Source organism: Cohnella fermenti (genome assembly GCF_004801405.1).
Taxonomy (GTDB): domain Bacteria; phylum Bacillota; class Bacilli; order Paenibacillales; family Paenibacillaceae; genus Cohnella; species Cohnella fermenti.
On sequence record NZ_SSOB01000034.1, the window covers coordinates 19,376 to 38,532 of the forward strand.

A 19,157-nucleotide genomic window follows, 5' to 3' on the forward strand; every position below is an offset into this window, starting at 1 on the left:
TCGGTGCCTCCGCTTCTTAAAAGTGATTAGCCGTATCGGCTCTAGTCATCCATTCGTAAATCCCGTTCGCGTATCTCGTATACCGAGCCCGCTTCGGTCTGCCGGCTCCAGCGGCCGCCGCTCCCTGTACGGACCTCCAACGCTCCGCCAAGCAGCGAAAGGATACGGGCAAGCGCAAGCTTGCCGTCCGCCCACTCCAGGTCGACCTCGAAGCCGCCGCGAGCGCGCAGGCCCGAGATCGAACCGCTGCGCCAAGCGGCAGGCAGCGCGGGCAGCAGCTCGAGATAGCCAAGATGCGACTGCAGCAGCATCTCCGCAATGCCCGCCGTCGCCGCGAAGTTGCCGTCGATCTGGAACGGCGGATGCGCGTCGAACAGGTTCGGGTACACGCCGCCGCCCTCAGGCTTCTCGCTGTTCGAACGAACAAGCGTCAGCAGCTTCGAGATAAGCTGCAAGGAGCGGTCTCCTTGGCGGAACCGGGCCCAGAGGCTGATTTTCCAGCCGAGGCTCCAGCCGGTGCCGTCGTCGCCTCGCCGCTCGAGCGAGCGCCTGGCCGCCTCGAACAGCTCCGGCGTCCCTTCCGCCGTCAACTCTCTGCCGGGGTATACGCCGAACAGATGGGACACATGGCGATGGTGAACATCCTCGTCCTCGAAGTCCTGCGACCACTCCTGCAGTTGGCCGTACTTGCCGATCTGCAGCGGGAGCAGCTTCGCTTGCGCCTCCTCCAGCTCGCCGCGGAAGCTCTCGTCGATGCCGAGATCGGCGGCCGCCCGGATGCAGTTCGCGAACAGATCCCGGATCAGGCTCAGGTCCATCGTAGACGCGATGCTGAGGCTCGTTCGCGGACCTTCCGGATCGTTCGGGTTCACGAACCGATGCTCGGGTGACGTCGCCGGCGATGTGACGAGATAACCGTTCTCGTCTTCAATCAGCCAATCGAGGCAGAACAGCGCCGCTCCCTTCATGAGCGGGTAGCCCTTCTCCCGAAGCCAGATCTTATCCGGATGGAAGGCATAGTGCTCCCACGGATGCTGCGCCAGCCACGCCCCGGCCATCGGCCAGAACGCCCAGGACGGGTCCCCGTGTCCGAAGGCGCCGACCGGCTCGGATTGTGCCCAGATATCCGAATTATGATGCGCCGTCCAGCCTCTCGCGCCGTAATTGACGGCCGCCGTTCGCTCGCCGGTCTTCGCCAGATCGCCGATGAAGCCCAGCAGCGGCTCGTGGCATTCCGCCAGGTTGCACGTCTCCGCCGGCCAGTAGTTCATCTCCGCGTTAATGTTGAGCGTCCAGTTGCTGCTCCACGGCGGACGGGTCATCTCGTTCCAGATGCCCTGCAAGTTAGCAGGCCGGGTGCCAGGCCGCGAGCTGGCAATCATCAGGTAACGGCCATAGTTGAACAGCAGCTCCACGAGATGAGGGTCGCTTGCGCCGAAGCGCTCGATCCGCTCGTCGGTCGGCAGGTCGGGATCTGTCGACCGTTCGCCGCCGCCAAGGCTGAGCTTCACCCGGTCGAACAGCGCCCGGTAATCCGCGACGTGACCGGCGCGCAAGTGCTCATCCGGTGCCCCGAGCGCCTGGATCAGCGGTGCTGCCGCAAGCGCGACCTCGTCGATGCCGGTCTGTCCCGGCACGCGGTCGGCGCCGCCGAAGCTCGTCGCGGCGGTCAGAATAAGTGTCGCGGAGGATGCCTCGCTCACGTACAGCCCTCCGGCGTCGATGTCCGCCTTGGCGCGGTCTCCTTCCAGCCGAACGCCGAGCAGCGCTGCGAAGCGCATGCCTTCCTGTTCGCCTGGAGCGTCATAGACGAACGGGGCGCCGCTCGAATAGTAGTTCGGGTCCGCGTGCTTCGGCGCGACGCCGCGCAGGGCGAACGCGCAGGCATTCGCGCCCGCGGCGGAACCCTCGCCGCCCAGCTCCAGCAGCGACGTGCGCGAGCGCAGCGGGCTGCCCATCTTCGCGGCGAAGCTCAGCGCGCCCGGCTTGCTGCAGCGCAGCCGGATCACGATCGCCTGCGCCGGATGCGATGCCCAAATCTCGCGCGTATACGTCGCATCGCCGACGTCGTACTCGACCTTGACGATCGCATTGGCAAGATCAAGCTCGCGCGTATATCGGGTACGCGCGAAGTTGCCGTGCTCGAAGCCGATCGTCAAGTCCCCGAGCGGCAGGTACGACTGCACATACGGACCGAGCATCTCGCGCCGGCACAGCTCCTCCGCCTCCGCGTACTTCTCCTCGGCGAGCAGGCGGCGAACCGCCGGCAGCGCCTCCTTGGCCCGCGGGTTCGTGCCGATCTTCGGGCCGCCGGACCAGAGACTGTCTTCGTTCAGTTGCAGCCGTTCCGTCTCGATGCCTCCGAAGACCATCGCCCCCAAGCGGCCGTTGCCGACCGGCAGCGCCTCGGTCCAAACCTGTGCCGACTTGCGATAATGGAGTCTCATCGGCTTAGCGCACGGCTCCTTCTCTCTCAATAATAAGCACGCCTCTCGCCGGAACGGTGACGGAACCGGAAGCCGCCTCCCCGCTCAGCAGCTCGACACCGCCCGCGCCTTCGGCCAGTTCCACCGCGGCACCCTCGGCATTGTGGTTCAAGAGGAACAGGAACGACTTGTCTCCCTTGATCCGCTCCGCCGCCTCAACGCCGGCGGGAACGTTCGCAAGCGGCTTGATCCCCTTGCTCTCGCACAGGTTCTTCAGGAAGTGCTCCATGAAGCGCTTGTCCGGACTTGTCGCCACGTACCAAGCTTCGCCTTGGCCGAACTTGTTCACCGTCAGCGCCGGCATTCCCTTGTAGAAGTCGGAGCCGTAGGTCGCGAGCACTTCCGCGCCTTCGGAATGGATCAGGTCGCACAGCAGGCCGCACTCGTACGTGCCGCTAAGCGAGCCGCGTTCGCCGCTCATGACGACCTGGTTCGTCACGCCCGGGAACAGCGCGTCGATCTCCTCCGCCCAGATGCCGAGCACCTTGCGCAGCTCGCCCGGATAACCGCCGAGCGTCACGAGATCGTTCTCGTTCACGATGCCGCTGAAGAACGTCGTCACGAACGTGCCGCCCGCTTCGACGAACTTCTCGACCTTCTGCGCATACCCCGTCTTCACCATGTACAGAACCGGCGCAATGACGATATCGTAGCCGGAGAGATCGGTCTCGACGCCGATCATATCCGCTTGGATGCCAAGCTTGAACAGCGCGTCGTAATACTTGTGCACTTCGTCCTGATACTTGAGCGCGACCGTCGGGCCGCTCGTCAGGTCCGTCGCCCAGCGGTTCTCCCAGTCGTAGACGAGCGCGACGCGGGCATTCGGGCGGGAATCGAGCAGCCGGTCGCCGAGCTGCTGCAGCTCGCGGCCGAGCTCGGCGCTTTCGCGGAACACGCGCGTATGCTCATGCCCGACATGCTCGATGACCGCGCCGTGGTACTTCTCGCAGGCACCGACCGAGCGGCGAAGCTGGAAGAACATGACCGTATCCGCTCCGCGGGCGACGGCCTGGTAGCTCCACAGCCGCATGACGCCCGGGCGCTTCAAGGAATTGTAAGCCTGCCAGTTCTGTTGGCTCGGCGTCTGCTCCATCAGCATAAACGGTTGGCCTTGCTTCAAGCCGCGCATCAGATCGTGCGTCATCGCCGTCAGACTGATCGGCGTATCAAGCGACGGATAGTTGTCCCAAGAGACGACGTCCATATGCTTCGCCCATTCGAAGTAGTCGAGCTCCGGATAGAAGCCCATCAGATTCGTCGTGACCGGCACGTCCGGCGTATGCTTCTTGAGCGCATCGTATTCGAGACGGTAGCAGTCCAGCAGGCTCGCCGATTGGAAGCGACGGTAGTCGAGAGAGATGCCCTGGAAGTTCGTGCGGCTGCCGTCCCATTCCTCGGACAGCGCGTTCGGAGGAACGATCTCGTCCCAATCGTAGAACGTATGGCCCCAGAAGCGCGTGTTCCACGCCTTGTTCACGGCGTCGATCGAACCGTAGCGCTTCTGCAGCCAGACGCGGAACGCCTCGGCGCAGTTGTCGCAATAGCAATAGCCGCCGTATTCGTTCGAGACGTGCCAGATAAGCAACGCCGGATGATCCTTATAGCGTTCCGCCAGCTTCTCGGCGATGCGAACGGAGTACTTGCGGAACACCGGACTGTTCGGACACGAATTATGGCGACCGCCGAACTTGCGCTTGCGGCCGTTGTAATCGACGCGAGTCACTTCCGGATACTTCTTCGCCATCCAGGCCGGATGCGCGCCGGTGCTCGTCGCCAGGCAGACGCCGACGCCATTCTTATGAAGCCGCTCGATTGTCTCGTCGAGCCATTCGAAGTTGTACTCGTCCTCGCTCGGCTGGCTCAGCGCCCAAGAGAACACATTGATCGTCGCGACATCGATGCCCGCGAGCTTGAACAGACGGTCGTCCTCCGCCCATGTATCCGCTTCCCATTGCTCCGGATTGTAGTCCCCGCCGTACCAGATTTTCGGCAACTTCTCATTTATCATATGGCAAGCTCCTTCGCTGGATTAAAGTTTAATATAAGGATATCCCTATATTAATCCAAGTAGGAGTACGGTAAAATATAAACATCTAGCAAGCGTATATAAGAATATGACAGAGGAGTCTGAGGCAAAATGAGGAGATTCGTGCTGACGAACGGCCAGGAGCATGCGCTTCCCCTGTTCGTCGAGACGGTCGGGGCAGCGAAGGAAGCGGACAAAATGGTGCGAAGCGAAGGCTACCCTTATTATCATTGGCTGCAGACGATCCGTGGGGAAGGCGTCTTCCGCATCGGCGATCGCGCCTACGCCCTTCCCGCCAACAGCGGCATCCTTGTGCAGCCCGGCGTGCCGCATACCTACGAGACTCGCGGCGACCATTGGGACACCGCTTATCTGACGTTCGGCGGGCCGAACGCTCCGGAACTGCTGCAATCGCTGAATCTGCTCGAGCCCGTGCCGATGCACTGGGAGAACGACTCGCCGATGAGCCACCTGCTTGAAGGGATGCTCGACCGGCTGGAGGAGGACGCCGACCTGTTCGGCCTCACCGCCTCGGCGGAAGCTTATCGCTTCCTTATTACGCTTCGCCACTACGGCTCGCCGGACAGCCCCTCCGCAAGAGTTCGCAGCTCGGAGAAGCTGCGCCCCCTGCTGGAGTGGATGGAGCGCAGCTATGCGAACGCCGACGTCGGTCTCGCCGAGATGTCGGACGTGCTGAACATGCCCGTCAGCTCGCTGAACGTACTTTTCCGCGGCACATTCGGCGTCTCGCCTTACGTCTACCTCATCCAGCTCCGCCTGCGCAAGGCGAAGGAACTGCTCATCAACCAGCCCGCCACCCCGGTCAAGCAGATCGCCGAATACGTCGGCTTCCGCGATGCCAGCCACTTCGTGGCCACCTTCCGACGCAAGACGGGCATCCCTCCGGAGCAATTCCGGCGCTTGTATGGATGAGGGTGAGGCGAGATCATGCGGCCCTTCTCGCCCAACAATCGGACAGCTTGTATTCCCCCGCCACCGACCGCCCATTCCGCCCCAATTCCCCCGTTTCAGCCAATTTATCCGGTTCGCCCAATTCGTTCAATTCGTTTTCGTCCAATTCGTCCAATCCACCTAATTCGCCCCATTCGACAAATTACCCAATTTCTCCCAAAACCACTCCGCCGCACCCCCTAATTTTCAATTAGCACGCCTCTCCCTTTCGTTCAGTACGCGTCGGTCGAATCCTTTTTTTCCTCGCTCAGCCTTGCATTTTCCCATAAAAATGTTATTATAAAAGAGAACAAACGTTCTCTTTTCGAGGAGGAATGGAAATGGTTGAGTCGTATGAATCGTTCTTGCTGGCTCAAGGCGGAGAAGAGGCTTGCCTGGACTTTTTCCTGCGCTGCAGATGGCCCGACGGGTTCCGATGCCCGGATTGCGGTTGCCGCGAGGCATACACCATCTCAACCCGTCGCCTGCCTCTCTTCGAGTGTGCCCGTTGCCACCTTCAGACTTCCGTCACCTCCGGCACCGTTCTCGAAGGAACGCGCACCCTTCTTTCCAAGTGGCTCTATGCCATGAGGAGGGTAGGCGATCCTTCGGTCGGCATCAACGCCGTCCAATTGTCCAAGCTCGTCCGCGTCACCTACAAGACGGCGTATGCCATGTTGAACAAGATTCGTCAATGTTTAAGCGCTTGGCAGACGGATAAGCTCGCCGGACGCATCGAAGCCGGGTTGGCCTTATGGGGCCGGGAACTATGCGGTTCATTCGATTTAGCCCCGACCCAACAGCCTTTGGCAGTCGGGCTTGCTTGCGATGACTCCGACCACTCTGAGAAGCTTGTCATCATGGAAATTCCCCGGGAACGAATGAATGAACGTTGGATGGACCCCCTAGACGTCGATCTATTTAAGGAGCTTCACTTCGCCTCCGACCCGATCAGTCAAGGGAATCCCGTTCATTGTTCCCGCTTTTTAACCAAGCGCAAGTGCCCGACTCTGGCCTCCGTGATCAAGGCGGGCTTTAAGCGAATAAATGATTCCTATCATGGCGTGCATCCACGGCACCTGTTCAAATATTTAGCCGAATTCACCTTTCGCTACAACTCGACTCGAGACGGCTGCAACGCCCTTCTGCATATAGTTCACGCTTGCTCCTCCCGGTCTGCAGCATAACAAATGCGGCTCGTGGTCTATTCGTATTCCGAATAATTCCGCAATTCGAATACTGGGTCAGCTCGGAGGCTGAGTTAATTCGAATACTGAGCGAATGGGAGAAGAGGCATAATCGATTCGAACGGGTAATCCCACTTGGGAGCCGCCATGCAAAAGAAAGAGCGCGAGGTTCTCCCTCGCGCCCAGCTTCTTCATGGCCCAACTTCTTCCGTGATGAATTTATCTTGTTGTCTCCTTGCCGCCGGACAGGAGCCGATCGACTTCGGCCAGCTTCGGCAGCCCTTCCCAGTCGCCCTTGTATTGGGTCGCGAGCGCCCCCATCAGGTTCGCACGGCCAAGGGCGTGCTGGAGCCGCTCGCCGTCTTCGCCCTTCGGGTCGTGCTTCAGCCAGGAGGACAGGAAGCCGGCGGCGAACGCATCGCCCGCGCCTACCGTGTCCACCACGTGCTTGACCGGGTTCGGCTTGGCCCGATAAGCAGCACGCGGCGTGAAGCCGATCGAGCCGGCTTCGCCGAGCTTCAACACGACGGCCTTCGCGCCGAGCGACAGGAAGTGGGCGCCGTAGCCTTCTTCCGTCATCTCGCCGACGAGGAATTCCGCTTCCTCCAGCCCCGGCATGAAGATGTCGCACAGCGGGATGAGAGAGAGCAGCGTCTCGCGCGCCTTCTCTTCGCTCCACAGCTTGCGGCGCAGGTTCGGGTCGAACGAGACGGTCAGGCCCTGCCTGCGGGCTTCGGTCATCGCGGCCCTCACCGCATCTGCCGTGCCTTCGCCGAGCGCGGGGGTAATGCCGGTTACGTGCAGGTGACCGGCGCCTTCGAACCAATCGCTCTTCACGTGGGACGCCGAGAGTGTGCTGGCCGCCGAGCCCTTGCGATAATAATAGACGTTCGGATCGCCGTAGCCTTTGAATTCCTTGAAGTAAACCGCAGTCGGATAAGCGGCGTCCCTCTCGGCCTGGCCGATGTCCACGCCTTCGCCCGCCAGCGTCGACAGAATAAGATCGCCGAACGGGTCATTGCCGACCCGGCTGATCCAGCGCACCTTCAGGCCGAGCCGCGAGAGGCCGATCGCCACGTTGGACTCCGCGCCCGCAATCGATCGCGTGAAGAGCGGGGCGTAAGCGAGCGGGCCTTCGCTCATCGGCTGCAGCAGGATCATGCTCTCCCCGATCGTCACGACATCGATGCGCGCTCCGTTGGAGGTCGTCATTTGGCTCCCTTAACCTCCGCCACGAACGCTTGGGCAAGCTTGGTCAACTCGTCGAACTTGCCGTCCTTCACGAGTTGCTTGTCCACCAGGTTGCCGCCGAGGCCGACCGCGATTGCGCCCGCGTCGAGCACATTGTTGATGTTGGACAGGTTGACTCCGCCCGTCGCCACCATCGGGATATGGTTCAGAGGACCGCGAACTTCCTTCAGGTAGTTGACGCCGAGTGCGCCCATTGGGAACACCTTGACCGCCGAAGCGCCCGCCTTGTACGCACGAACGATCTCGCTCGGCGTCATCGTGCCCGGCCATACTTCGATGCCTTGCTCGACGCCGTAGTAGATAACTTCTTCGTCCAGGTTAGGAGAGATGATATATTCCGCTCCCGCAGCAACCGCTTCCTTGGCTTGACCGATATCAAGCACGGTTCCGGCGCCGATTCTCATGCGCCCTTCGTACTTCTCCTTGAAGCGGGAGATCATGCCGAGCGCGCCGTCCGTGTTCAGAGTAACTTCAAGGAACACGATGCCGCCTTCGTACAGCGCTTCCGCCGTCGCATCGCCGGATTCGGCGGAGATGCCGCGAATGATCGCGACGATCTTCTCATCGGATAGAGCTTGCAATAAATCGTTGGACATGAATTCCCGCTACCCCTTTCGACCAAGCCTCTGAAGCTTGACCCTCTGTTTGTCGCCTATGATCGCCTTATCGAGCCTTCGTTCACCAGTTTACCACTCTCATTGTATTCCGTAAATCCGACAGAATAAATAGCTCCGTTTGACGCAACAGTACACCGAACGAAAACCCCGCTCCTCGGTCAGAGGAGGGGGCTCGCTTAAGCTTATGATTGGGTCGACTGGGCGCTGGCCGCCGGAGCCTGGCCATCCGTTTGGCCTTGGGTGCCTTGGCCGCCGCCTTGACCTCTCATACCGCCGCCCATGCCGCCCATGCCGCCGAGCGTGATCTTCGTCGCTTCCTGCGTGCCATCGGTCAGCCAGATCGTCAACACGTCGTCCGCCTTGAGGTCAGAGAGGGCGACGTCGGTCGACGTCATCTCGTTGTTCTCGAACGATGTCTTCTGAACGACGGTTGCGTCGGTGACGGTAATATCGACCGTCTCCTCCGTGAACATGTTCTCCATCCCGCCGCCTTGCGGGCGGCCTTCGCCATTGCCGTCGCCGGACGGCGCTCCGCTGGGCGGCTGCTGCCCGTCTGCGGGGGCTTGTCCATCCGCCGGAGCTTGTCCGTCTGCCGGAGCTTGCCCGCCGTTGCCTCCGTTGGCATCCTGGCCGCCGTTGCCGCCTTGGCCGCGACCGCCGCCGCCTTGACCGCCGTTGCCCTGGCCTCTCATGCCGCCGCCCATCTGACTCGGGTCGATGCTTGACTTATAAACCGTAATCGTGTTGCCGTTCACGCTCTTGATCTTGCCGATCAGGCTGGCGGCATTGCCGTTCTCGTCCACCATGCCGCCCCCGAAGCCGCCGCCCGCACCGCCTTGGCCTTGCTCGCCCTGTGCGGCACCGCCGCTGGCTTCCGTCTGCGCTCCCGAAGCCGCCTGCGTACCGGAATTGTTCGAGCCGCAGCCGGAGAGCAGGGCGATTGCAAGTGCTCCGCTGAGGGCTAGGTTCCATTTTCTGATCGTCATAGGTTAATCTTCCTCCCATAGTTCCAACTATAAGGGAAGGTACCACGAGAATATGAACGGACGATGAATAATGGCTTAGCCCCAGCTAAAAAACGGGCGGTCAGCGCTCCTAAGAAGTCGCGCTCACGGCAGCGCCGCTGGAGAATTGGCTGTTGTACAGCTCCGCGTAGAACCCGCCTTGCGCCAGCAGTTCCTCGTGGGTGCCTTGCTCGATGACGGTCCCCTTGTTCATGACGAGAATCCGGTCGGCGTCGCGAATCGTCGAGAGGCGGTGGGCGATGACGAAGCTCGTTCGTCCTTCCATCAGCCGATTCATCGCCTGCTGGATGTGGATCTCGGTTCGCGTATCGACGCTGCTCGTCGCTTCGTCGAGAATCAAGATCGCCGGATCGGCGAGAATCGCACGAGCGATTGTGAGCAACTGCTTCTGGCCCTGCGAGAGGTTGGACGCCTCCTCGTTCAGCACCGTGTCGTAACCGTCCGGCAGCGTCCGAATGAAGTGATCGGCATACGCCGCCCGAGCCGCTTGCACGACCTCCTCTTCCGTCGCCCCTTCCCGTCCGTAAGCGATATTGTCCCGGATCGTTCCGTTGAACAGCCATGTGTCCTGCAGCACCATGCCGAACAGGCTGCGCAGGTCGCCCCTCTTCAGCTTCGAGATATCGTTCCCGTCGATCGCAATCGAGCCGTCCGATACTTCGTAGAATCGCATCAGAAGGTTGACGAGCGTCGTCTTGCCCGCTCCCGTCGGCCCGACGATCGCAACCGTCTGCCCGCTCCGCACGTCGATGCTCAGGTTGTCGATCAGCGGCTCCTCGGCCTTATAGCTGAACCGCACCCGATCGAAGCGAACGTCGCCGTGAACGTCGGACGACTTCAAGCGGCCTTGCTCCTCGGGGCGTTCTTCTTCTTCGTCGAGCAGTTCAAACACCCGCTCCGCCGACGCGATCGTCGATTGGATGATGTTCGCGATGTTCGCGGTTTGGGTGATCGGCATTGTGAATTGCCGAGCGTATTGGATAAACGCCTGGATGTCGCCCACCGTAATCGAGCGTTTCGTTACGAGAATGCCGCCTACGACGCTGATCGCGACATAGCCGATATTGCCGATGAAGCTCATCAGCGGCATGATGACGCCCGAGACGAATTGCGCCCGCCAGCCGGCATGATACAGCCGTTCGTTGATCTCTCCGAACGCCGCCTTCGACTTCTCTTCACGGCCGAACGCCTTGACGATCGAGTGGCCGGTGTACATCTCCTCGACGTGCCCGTTCAATCGGCCGAGCTCTTCCTGCTGCTTCTTGAAGTACACTTGCGATCTCCCCGCGACCGCCTTGATCACGAGGAAGCTGAGCGGCAGCGTCAGGACAAGAATGATCGTCAGGACAGGGCTGATCGTGAGCATCATGACGATAATTCCGATCAGGGTGACGAGCGACGTGATCATCTGGGTCAAGCTCTGCTGCAGCGTGTTCGCAATGTTATCGACGTCGTTCACGACACGGCTCAGAATCTCTCCGTGCGTCTTCGTGTCGAAGTACTTGAGCGGCAGCCGGTTCAGCTTCGCGCTCACCTCGTTGCGAAGGCTGTACACGGTCCGCTGCGCGACGCCGGCCATCAGGAACTGCTGCACGTAGCTGAACAGCGAACTGACGACGTACAATCCCGCCAGCAGCACGACGATCTGCCAGATGCCCGCGAAGTCGATGCTCGCTCCGGCCTCGCCGTTCAGCTTGGCCATGATTCCATTGAACAGCTTATCGGTAGCGTGACCGAGAATCTTCGGGCTCAAGATGGAGAAGACGGTGCTGAGAATTGCCGTCAGGAGGACGGCAAGCAGCTTGAAGCGATAAGGACGCAAATAGCCGAGAAGGCGGCGGAACGAACCCTTGAAGTTCTTCGCCTTCTGAGCCGGCATCATCATTCCCGGCGGGCCGAAGCCCGGACCGCCTGGGCCGCCCGGGCCTCTGCCTGGGCCGCCTCCGGGAGGACGTTTGTCTTGGGCGCTCATGCGATCTCCTCCTCCGTCAGTTGCGAAGCGACGATCTCCCGATAGACCTCGCTGCTCTGCATCAATTCCTTATGCGTGCCGTTCCCGACGATGCGTCCCTCTTCGAGCACAAGAATTCGGTCCGCATCCATAATCGTGCTGACCCGCTGGGCGACGATCAGCACCGCGGCGTTCGTCGTCTCGGAACGGAGCGCCGCCCGCAGCTTGGCGTCCGTCTTGTAGTCGAGCGCCGAGAAGCTGTCGTCGAACAGGTAGATGTCCGGCTTGCGGACAAGCGCCCGGGCGATCGAGAGCCGCTGCTTCTGGCCGCCGGAGACGTTAAGCCCTCCTTGGGCGATGCGCGAGTCGAACCCCTCCTGCATCTCGCCGATGAAGTCGGCCGCCTGCGCAATCTCCGCCGCGCGCCGGATCTCCTCGTCCGTCGCGTCGTCCTTGCCGAAGCGAATGTTCTCCGTGATCGTTCCCGAGAAGAGCACCGCCTTCTGCGGAACGAGGCCGATCTTGGCGCGAAGCTGCTCCTGCGTATACTCGCGCACGTCGCGGCCGTCGATCCGAATGCTGCCGGAGTCCACGTCGTAGAAGCGCGGAATCAGGTTGACGATGGACGACTTCCCCGATCCCGTGCCGCCGATGATCGCCGTCACTTCGCCGGGGAGCGCCCGGAACGTAATTCCGCTGACCGCCGGCTGCTCGGCTCCGGGGTAGCTGAACGTCACGTTGTCGAATTCGACGCCGCCGAAGCCGCTCCGGCCGCCGTTCTTGGCAGCCCCGGTCCGCGAAGCAGCCGTATCGCGGATGACCGCCTCCTGCGACATAACCTCGTTGATGCGCACGGCGGAAGCCGATGCGCGCGGCACCATGACGAACATCATCGACAGCATCAGCAGCGAGAACATGATCTGCATGGCGTATTGAAGGAACGCCATCAGGTCCCCGATCTGCATGTGACCGTGGCTGATCCGAATGCCGCCGAACCAGATGATCGCCAGCGACGCGAAGTTCATGATCAGCATCATCAGCGGCATCAAGAACGCCATGATCTGGTTGACCTTGATCGAAGTCGCGGTCAGGTCCTCGTTCGCGGCGACAAACCGGTTCTGCTCATGCTCCAGCCGATTAAACGAACGAATGACGCGAATGCCGGTCAAGCCTTCGCGGAGCACAAGGTTCAGCTTGTCGAGCCGCTTCTGGATAACGCGGAACAGAGGCAGCCCCTTGCGCGAGATAAGCAGAATCGTAACCGCAAGAATCGGAATGGCGACCGCCAGCACAAGCGTCAGCTTGGCATCCTTGGACAGCGCCATGATCAATCCGCCGATACACATCATCGGCGCCATGATCATCAACCGCATCATCATGATAAGCACTTGCTGCACCTGGTTGATGTCGTTGGTCGTGCGGGTGATGAGCGATGCGGTGCCGAGCTTGTCGAATTCCTGCAACGAGAAATTCGTCGTGTGTTCGAACACCTTCCCGCGCACGATCCGGCCGAAGCCCGCCGAGATGCGGGACGAATAATAACTCGCCAGAACCGAGAACGCCGTTCCTCCGAGCGTGACGAGCAGCATGTATCCGCCCATTCGCCAGATATAGGCTTGATCCTCTCCGATGACGCCCTTGTTGACGATGTCGGCCATCAAGGTCGGCAGATACAGCTCCGACAACGACTGGAGGAGCACAAGCGCCATCACAAGCGCCACGCCCCAGCGATAAGGCTTCAAGAACTTGAATAACTTAACCATCCGTTCACGCTCTCCTTTTGTATGTATATAGAGCCCTAGTCAACTAGGATAAGCCGCAATTATGAACTCAATATGAACGGATTCCTCCTTCATCATGCGGACGATCGAGGCAAACGTCAAAAAAACAGGGCCAAGCTCGTTGCCAAGCCGGGCCCCTCCTTCGAATCTACTCCAGAATCTTGTCGATGATCCCGTACGCCAGCGCTTCTTCCGCCGTCATGAAGTTGTCCCGGTCGGAATCCTTCTCGATCTTCTCGATCGGCTGTCCCGTCCGCTCCGACATGATCCGATTCAGCCGATCGCGCGTCTTCAGGATGTGGCGGGCGCGAATCTCGATATCGCTCGCCTGCCCCTGGGCCCCGCCGAGCGGCTGGTGGATCATTACCTCGCTGTTCGGCAGCGCGAACCGCTTGCCCTTCGCACCCGACAGCAGCAGGAAGGATGCCGCCGAAGCCGCGATGCCGACGCAGATCGTCGAGACGTCGGGCTTGATGAAGTGCATCGTGTCGTAGATGGCGAAGGCGGCCGACACCGAACCTCCCGGCGATTGGATATACAGGCTGATGTCCTTCTCCGGATCGTCCGCGGCCAGGAAGAGCAGTTGCGCAATGATCGCATTCGCGACGTTATCGTCGATCGGCGATCCGAGAATGATAATTCGATCCTTCAGCAAGCGCGAGTAAATGTCGTACGACCGCTCTCCGCGATTCGATTGTTCGACGACGTAGGGCACGAAGCTCATTTTCCAACCCCTCCTTGTATGCTTAGTAGTTACGCGGCGCAGCGCGCGCTTGCGCTCGGTCCGCTGCCCGGCTTGCTTCTCCATGCGGCAGACTGCCCGAACCCGGAGGTGAACACGCGCAGCTTCGGCGCCTCAAGCTGCCCCCGCTCCCCAAGCGGAATAACGGAGAACGTCGCTTCCGAATCCCAGATCAGGATCGGACGAACGTCCGCTTGCACCGTCTCGACTTCCCGCTCGCCAGCCTCTTGCTTCTCCGGCTTCTTCTCCCGTTCAACCGCATTCTCGCTCATGGCTTGCTTCCTCCTTGGTCCAATTGGGGGTAGACGGCCAGAATAGCCTTGAAGCCGCCCTCCGCTCCGTCCTTCGCTTCATACTTCTTCACCACGGCGCGCACCGCAGCCGCGTAATCGGCAAGGAACCGCTCGCGCGTCAACGCGTCCGGAAGGCTCAGGTGCGCCTCTAGCACGGCGCTCGGCACCTCGGCGTTGTCGTCGGAAGCCTCCATCAGCCTCAGCGCGTCGATGCGAATCTGCTCGGCCGCGTTCACCAACTGCCGCAGCGTCCCTTGATCCTTCATTCGCTTCGTCAAGTCCTCGGACCATCCGAACGAATCCGGAATGACATAGGACCTCGCGATCGCCTGATAGAGCACCTCGATCAGATTCTTCACCTGGCGGGTGCCGCTCCGCCGAATAAGAGCGACCTTCTCGAGAATCTTCAGGTGGTAATTCAGCTTCTGCGGCGCCTCGCCCATCTGCCTGCCGAGCTCCGAGGCGGACGACGGTTCCGCGAGCAGTTGCAGCATCAACGCCCGCATCGGATTCAGCAGCGCCAGCGCCTGCTCCGGGGTCTCCAGCCGGTACACGTCCACGATAGGTTCCGGGCCATTCTTCATCATGCCAACCATCACCATAAAAATTATTTTTTACGTAAATTCATTCTATTGCGATCTTAAACGAAAGTCAAGAGGTGTGGAGGAAGTGTGCCAAGTGAAACAGCGGAGAGAAGCGACGGAATTTGTTCTCCCCGCCGACCTGAAGTAAAATAAACCTGAAGTGAATAAAAGGAGGAAGCTGCGCGGTGTTATTCGTCGATAACGGCAATGGGCACGACCCCTCTCTTAATCTGGCGCTGGAAGAATATATTTTGCGGAAGCTGCCTGCGGAGAATGATTACCTTCTGTTCTACATTAACGAACCGTCCATCATTATCGGCAAAAACCAGAATACGGCGGAGGAGGTCAACTCCGAGTATCTGCGGGAGCATGGCATTCATGTCGTCCGAAGGCTGAGCGGCGGCGGCGCCGTCTACCACGACCTGGGCAACCTGAACTTCAGCTTCATTACCCGGGATGACGGCGAGTCGTTCCATAACTTTATGAAGTTCACCCAGCCGGTTGTCGGCGCGCTGCGCAAGCTGGGGGTCGACGCCGAGCTGAGCGGGCGCAACGACCTGCAGGTCGGAGAGCGCAAGATCTCCGGCAACGCCCAATTCTCCACCCGCGGCCGCATGTTCAGTCACGGCACTCTGCTGTTCGATTCCCGCATGGAGAATGTCGCCGCGGCGCTTAAGGTCAACCCGCTCAAGTTCGAATCGAAGGCGACGAAGTCGGTGCGCAGCCGGGTCGCCAACATCGCGGAGTTCCTGAAGGAGCCGATGACGATCGAGCAGTTTAAGCAATTCGTGCTCGAATCGATCTTCGAGGGCAAGCCGATCGAGCGGTACGAGCTGACGGAAGCGGACTGGGACGGGGTGCGCAAGCTCGCCGACGAGCGGTACCGCAACTGGGACTGGAACTATGGAGAGTCCCCGGCCTTCAACGTGCAGAATGTGAGCAAACTCGCGGCGGGACTGTTCGACGTGAGGCTTGATGTGGCCAAAGGGGAGATTCGCGGCGCTTCCATCTATGGCGACTTCTTCGGCCGCGGCGAAGTGACGGACGTGACGGACAAGCTGGTCGGCGTCCGGTATGATCGCGAGGCGATCGAGCAAGCGATCTCCGGCATCGATCTGACGTTCTACTTCGGCCCCGTCGACCGGGAGGAATGGCTCTCGTTGCTGCTGTAGTACCGGAGGTTGTGCGGGCCTGCATACATCTACCAAGGAGGAGATACGAATGAGCTTGACGATTGGAAGCACGACAACGCTGAATAACGGAGTTCACATGCCTTGGCTGGGTCTCGGCGTATGGAAGGTAACGGCGGAGGGCGACGCGCAGCGCGCCATCCATGCGGCTCTCGAAGCCGGCTACCGGAGCATCGACACGGCGAGGATCTACAATAATGAAGCGCAGGTCGGCGAAGCGATTCGCAGCTCCGGCGTCTCGCGCGACGAGATCTTCGTCACGACGAAGATCTGGAACGAGGACCAAGGCTACGAGCGCGCCCTGGCCGCCTTCGAGGAGAGCCGCAAACGCCTGAACGTCGGCGTCATCGACCTGCTGCTTATCCATTGGCCGGGCACCGACAAGTTCCAGGAGACGTGGAGGGCGTTCGAGAAGCTGTACAAGGAAGGCTATGTCCGCGCAATCGGCGTCAGCAACTTCAAGGTTCATCACCTGAAGAAGCTGGCCGAAGGCAGCGACATCGTCCCCGCCGTCAACCAGGTGGAATGCCATCCGCTGCTGACGCAGAAGGAGCTGCTCGCGTACGCGAAGGAGCACGGCATCCAGCTCGAAGCATGGAGCCCGCTTATGCAAGGCCATCTCGACCAGCCCGTCCTGCAGGAGCTTGCGGCCAAGTACGGCAAGTCCGCCGCGCAGATCGTTCTGCGCTGGGACGTTCAGAGCGGCATCGTGACGATTCCGAAGTCGATCACGCCGTCCCGCATCGCCGAGAACGGCGCCATCTTCGACTTCTCGCTGTCGGACGAAGACATGGCGAAGATCGACGGCTTGAACCGGGATCACCGCTTCGGCTCCGACCCGGACAAATTCCTGTTCTGACGCTTGGAGCGAATTACCCCCTCGGCCGCTGCCGAGGGGGTAATTGCGGTTGTTGGTTGGTGGCCTCCTCCGCTCCGGTCAGCCCTGCGCCGACTTCATAAAGCCGCGGAACCGAAGCAGCGCGACCAGCACCCCGGCGAGCGCGAATGCCGCCAGCACCGCCAGCGAAGGCAGGATGCCGGAGAGGTGGTCTCCTCTCGTCATGATGTCCTGGAATGCAAGCTGCCCCCAATATTGCGGAAGAAAATGACTGATCGTCTGCATCGACTTCGGCATGTACTCGAGCGGGAACCACAGCCCGCCAAGCGCCGCTCCGCCCATCGTGATCAGTTGCACGAACGCCATTCCCTGGTTCTCGCTGCGAACGACCATCGACAGCGCCAGCCCGAGTCCCGTTCCGCACAGCGCCAGCATGAGGACGAGAACCGCGATCGCAGCCAAGTCGCCGAGCGCCACGTCATAGGCGAAGTGGCCGAAGCCAAGCAGCACCGCGCATTGCACGAGCGCAACGCCAAGGTAGGCGAGCCACATGCCGAGCAGATAGTGCAGCGGCTTCATCCGGGTCGTCCGGAGCCGCGCCGTCATGCCGTTCGTCTTGTCGCCGATGAAGCGGCGAATCATCGAGATCATGACGAAGAAGACGAACATGACCGTGTAGCCGGGCACAACCTGTGTCACCGCATTGCCTTCCGTCGCATTCTGAGGCTTCTCCTCGATCTGAAGCGGCGATTGCAGCGCCTGCTCCCTGGCCTCGTCACCGACGCCGGCCTGCTTCAGAGCGGCATCCAGCCGCTGCTCGCGATAGTCGGTCGCAACGTTCTGCAGTGCGGAGCGGATTCCCGCCGCCGAATCCGAAGCCCCGTCGCTGTACAGCTCCACCGCCGCGAGACTGTCCCCTCCCGCCGTCATTTTCTCCGCGAACCCTTGAGGAACGACGAGCAGGAAGCCGAGCTTGCCTTCGCGAATCCGATCCACCTGATCGTCCAGCTCCCCGGCTTGCTTCGCTTCAAGCTTGAAGCCGCCTTGCTCCCCGAGGGCGGTCATTAGCGATTCCGAAGCGGCCGTCCGATCGTTGTCGATATACGTCAGCGTCTGCGTCCCGCCTCCCAGATTGCCGAGCACGGTTCCGAACAGGACGATAAACAAGGCGGGCATCACCAGCAGCCAGATGAACACGCCCTTCTCCTTGATCAGCAGCTTCCATTCCTTAAGCGCAATACTTAGAATCATGTCGATCTCCCCTCCCCATCCTTCTAGCCTTCCGTCCTTCTAGCCATCGTCCCGCAGCGTCGTGCCGGTCAGCTTGAGGAAGACGTCCTCCAGCGACGGACGAACGATCTCGAGCCGCTTCGCCTCAAGCCGGCTTCGCTTGCACGCTTCCGCCCAGGCCGCCAGCGATTCGAGCGGAGTGTCGGTCCTCAGCAGCCAGCCGCGCTCCTTCGGCTCGACTTCGCCGTACCCGGGCAGCTTAGGAGCCTCTCGGCCTCCCTCAAGCTCAAGGTATACCGCCTTCGTCCCGAAGCGATCCAGCACCTCGCCGAGCGAGCCGTCCGCGATCACTTCTCCGCGATCGACGATCGCCAGCCGGTCGCACAGGTTCTCGACTTCCTCCATGTAGTGCGTGCTGTACAGCACGGTCACGCCTTCCTGGCGCAAGGAGCGAATCATCTCGAAGATATGATTGCGGGATTGCGGGTCGATGCCGACCGTCGGTTCGTCCATAATGAGCAGCTTCGGCCGATGCAGCAGCGCCGCCGCAATATTGATCCGCCGCTTCATCCCTCCCGAGAAGCGGTCCACCGCTTCCTTGGCCCGATCGGCAAGACCGACTCTCTCCAGCACATCGGCGATTCTGCGCTTCAGCTCGGCGCCGCTCACCCCGTACATCTCTCCGAAAAAAACAAGGTTGTCGTATGCGCTCAGCTTCTCGTACAGCGTGATGGACTGCGGCACGTACCCGACAATCCGCTTGATGTCGTCCGCCGCCGTCCGCTGCTCCTTGCCGAAGAGGCGCACGGTCCCCCGATCGGACTCGAGCAGACCGGACAGAATCTTCATCGTCGTCGACTTGCCCGCGCCGTTCGGGCCGAGCAGACCGAAGCAGCTCCCCGCTCCCACTTCGAACCCGATGCCGGACAGTGCCGTCTTGTTGCCGTAACTCTTGGCCAATCCCTTCACTTCGATCGCAAGACTCATTCGAGTGCTCCCTTCCGT

Annotated in this window: 16 protein-coding genes; 4 read left to right on the top strand and 12 right to left on the bottom strand. The window is 60.9% G+C overall.

Features of this window, described 5'->3' with window-relative positions:
• Nucleotides 1–41: 41 nt before the first annotated feature.
• On the bottom strand, nucleotides 42–2,447 hold the full coding sequence (locus E6C55_RS22750) for a glycoside hydrolase family 95 protein (RefSeq protein WP_136372118.1): 2,406 nt from the start codon (nucleotides 2,445–2,447) through the stop codon (nucleotides 42–44).
• Between the two features lie 4 nt (nucleotides 2,448–2,451).
• Entirely contained in the window at nucleotides 2,452–4,494 is a 2,043-nt protein-coding gene (locus tag E6C55_RS22755) for a beta-galactosidase (RefSeq protein ID WP_136372119.1), read from the bottom strand.
• Nucleotides 4,495–4,623: 129 nt separating this feature from the next.
• On the opposite strand from E6C55_RS22755, the gene E6C55_RS22760 reads away from it, so the two are divergent.
• Nucleotides 4,624–5,445, top strand: a complete 822-nt coding sequence (locus E6C55_RS22760; RefSeq protein ID WP_136372120.1) for an AraC family transcriptional regulator — start codon at nucleotides 4,624–4,626, stop codon at nucleotides 5,443–5,445.
• Between the two features lie 359 nt (nucleotides 5,446–5,804).
• Complete coding sequence (locus tag E6C55_RS22765) at nucleotides 5,805–6,650, top strand: transposase (RefSeq protein WP_168735821.1); 846 nt, start codon at nucleotides 5,805–5,807, stop codon at nucleotides 6,648–6,650.
• A 219-nt stretch (nucleotides 6,651–6,869) separates the two neighbouring features.
• On the opposite strand, the gene E6C55_RS22770 is transcribed toward E6C55_RS22765, so the two are convergent.
• From E6C55_RS22770 to E6C55_RS22805, 8 genes are all read right to left on the bottom strand, one after another.
• Entirely contained in the window at nucleotides 6,870–7,862 is a 993-nt protein-coding gene (locus E6C55_RS22770) for a sugar kinase (protein WP_136372122.1), read from the bottom strand.
• On the bottom strand, nucleotides 7,859–8,497 hold the full coding sequence (locus E6C55_RS22775; protein ID WP_136372123.1) for a bifunctional 4-hydroxy-2-oxoglutarate aldolase/2-dehydro-3-deoxy-phosphogluconate aldolase: 639 nt from the start codon (nucleotides 8,495–8,497) through the stop codon (nucleotides 7,859–7,861). Before E6C55_RS22775 ends, E6C55_RS22770 begins: the two co-directional genes overlap by 4 nt.
• A gap of 203 nt (nucleotides 8,498–8,700) precedes the next feature.
• Entirely contained in the window at nucleotides 8,701–9,504 is an 804-nt protein-coding gene (locus E6C55_RS22780) for a hypothetical protein (protein ID WP_136372124.1), read from the bottom strand.
• A gap of 109 nt (nucleotides 9,505–9,613) precedes the next feature.
• Complete coding sequence (locus E6C55_RS22785) at nucleotides 9,614–11,515, bottom strand: ABC transporter ATP-binding protein (RefSeq protein WP_136372125.1); 1,902 nt, start codon at nucleotides 11,513–11,515, stop codon at nucleotides 9,614–9,616.
• The gene (locus tag E6C55_RS22790) at nucleotides 11,512–13,257 is read right to left on the bottom strand and encodes an ABC transporter ATP-binding protein (protein ID WP_136372126.1); all 1,746 of its coding nucleotides are present in this window, start codon (nucleotides 13,255–13,257) and stop codon (nucleotides 11,512–11,514) included. Before E6C55_RS22790 ends, E6C55_RS22785 begins: the two co-directional genes overlap by 4 nt.
• A 166-nt stretch (nucleotides 13,258–13,423) precedes the next feature.
• Nucleotides 13,424–13,999 carry an ATP-dependent Clp endopeptidase proteolytic subunit ClpP gene (gene clpP / locus E6C55_RS22795; RefSeq protein WP_136372127.1) on the bottom strand — a complete coding sequence of 192 codons (576 nt, stop codon included), beginning with the start codon at nucleotides 13,997–13,999 and terminating at the stop codon, nucleotides 13,424–13,426.
• Between the two features lie 29 nt (nucleotides 14,000–14,028).
• Nucleotides 14,029–14,289, bottom strand: coding sequence for a hypothetical protein (locus E6C55_RS22800; RefSeq protein ID WP_136372128.1), 261 nt, complete (start codon nucleotides 14,287–14,289; stop codon nucleotides 14,029–14,031).
• Nucleotides 14,286–14,897: an ArsR/SmtB family transcription factor gene (locus tag E6C55_RS22805; RefSeq protein ID WP_230986818.1), complete on the bottom strand. Its 612-nt coding sequence runs from the start codon at nucleotides 14,895–14,897 to the stop codon at nucleotides 14,286–14,288. The genes E6C55_RS22800 and E6C55_RS22805 overlap by 4 nt, the downstream gene beginning before the upstream one ends.
• Nucleotides 14,898–15,079: 182 nt before the next feature.
• Between E6C55_RS22805 and E6C55_RS22810 the strand changes: the two genes are divergently transcribed.
• Entirely contained in the window at nucleotides 15,080–16,066 is a 987-nt protein-coding gene (locus tag E6C55_RS22810; protein WP_136372129.1) for a lipoate--protein ligase, read from the top strand.
• A gap of 49 nt (nucleotides 16,067–16,115) precedes the next feature.
• Nucleotides 16,116–16,943, top strand: coding sequence for an aldo/keto reductase (locus tag E6C55_RS22815; protein ID WP_136372130.1), 828 nt, complete (start codon nucleotides 16,116–16,118; stop codon nucleotides 16,941–16,943).
• A 78-nt stretch (nucleotides 16,944–17,021) separates the two neighbouring features.
• On the opposite strand, the gene E6C55_RS22820 is transcribed toward E6C55_RS22815, so the two are convergent.
• Nucleotides 17,022–18,173, bottom strand: coding sequence for an ABC transporter permease (locus tag E6C55_RS22820; protein WP_136372131.1), 1,152 nt, complete (start codon nucleotides 18,171–18,173; stop codon nucleotides 17,022–17,024).
• A gap of 39 nt (nucleotides 18,174–18,212) precedes the next feature.
• A complete protein-coding gene (locus tag E6C55_RS22825; protein WP_136372132.1) occupies nucleotides 18,213–19,139 on the bottom strand; it encodes an ABC transporter ATP-binding protein in 927 nt (308 codons plus the stop codon).
• Between the last annotated feature and the right edge of the window lie 18 nt (nucleotides 19,140–19,157).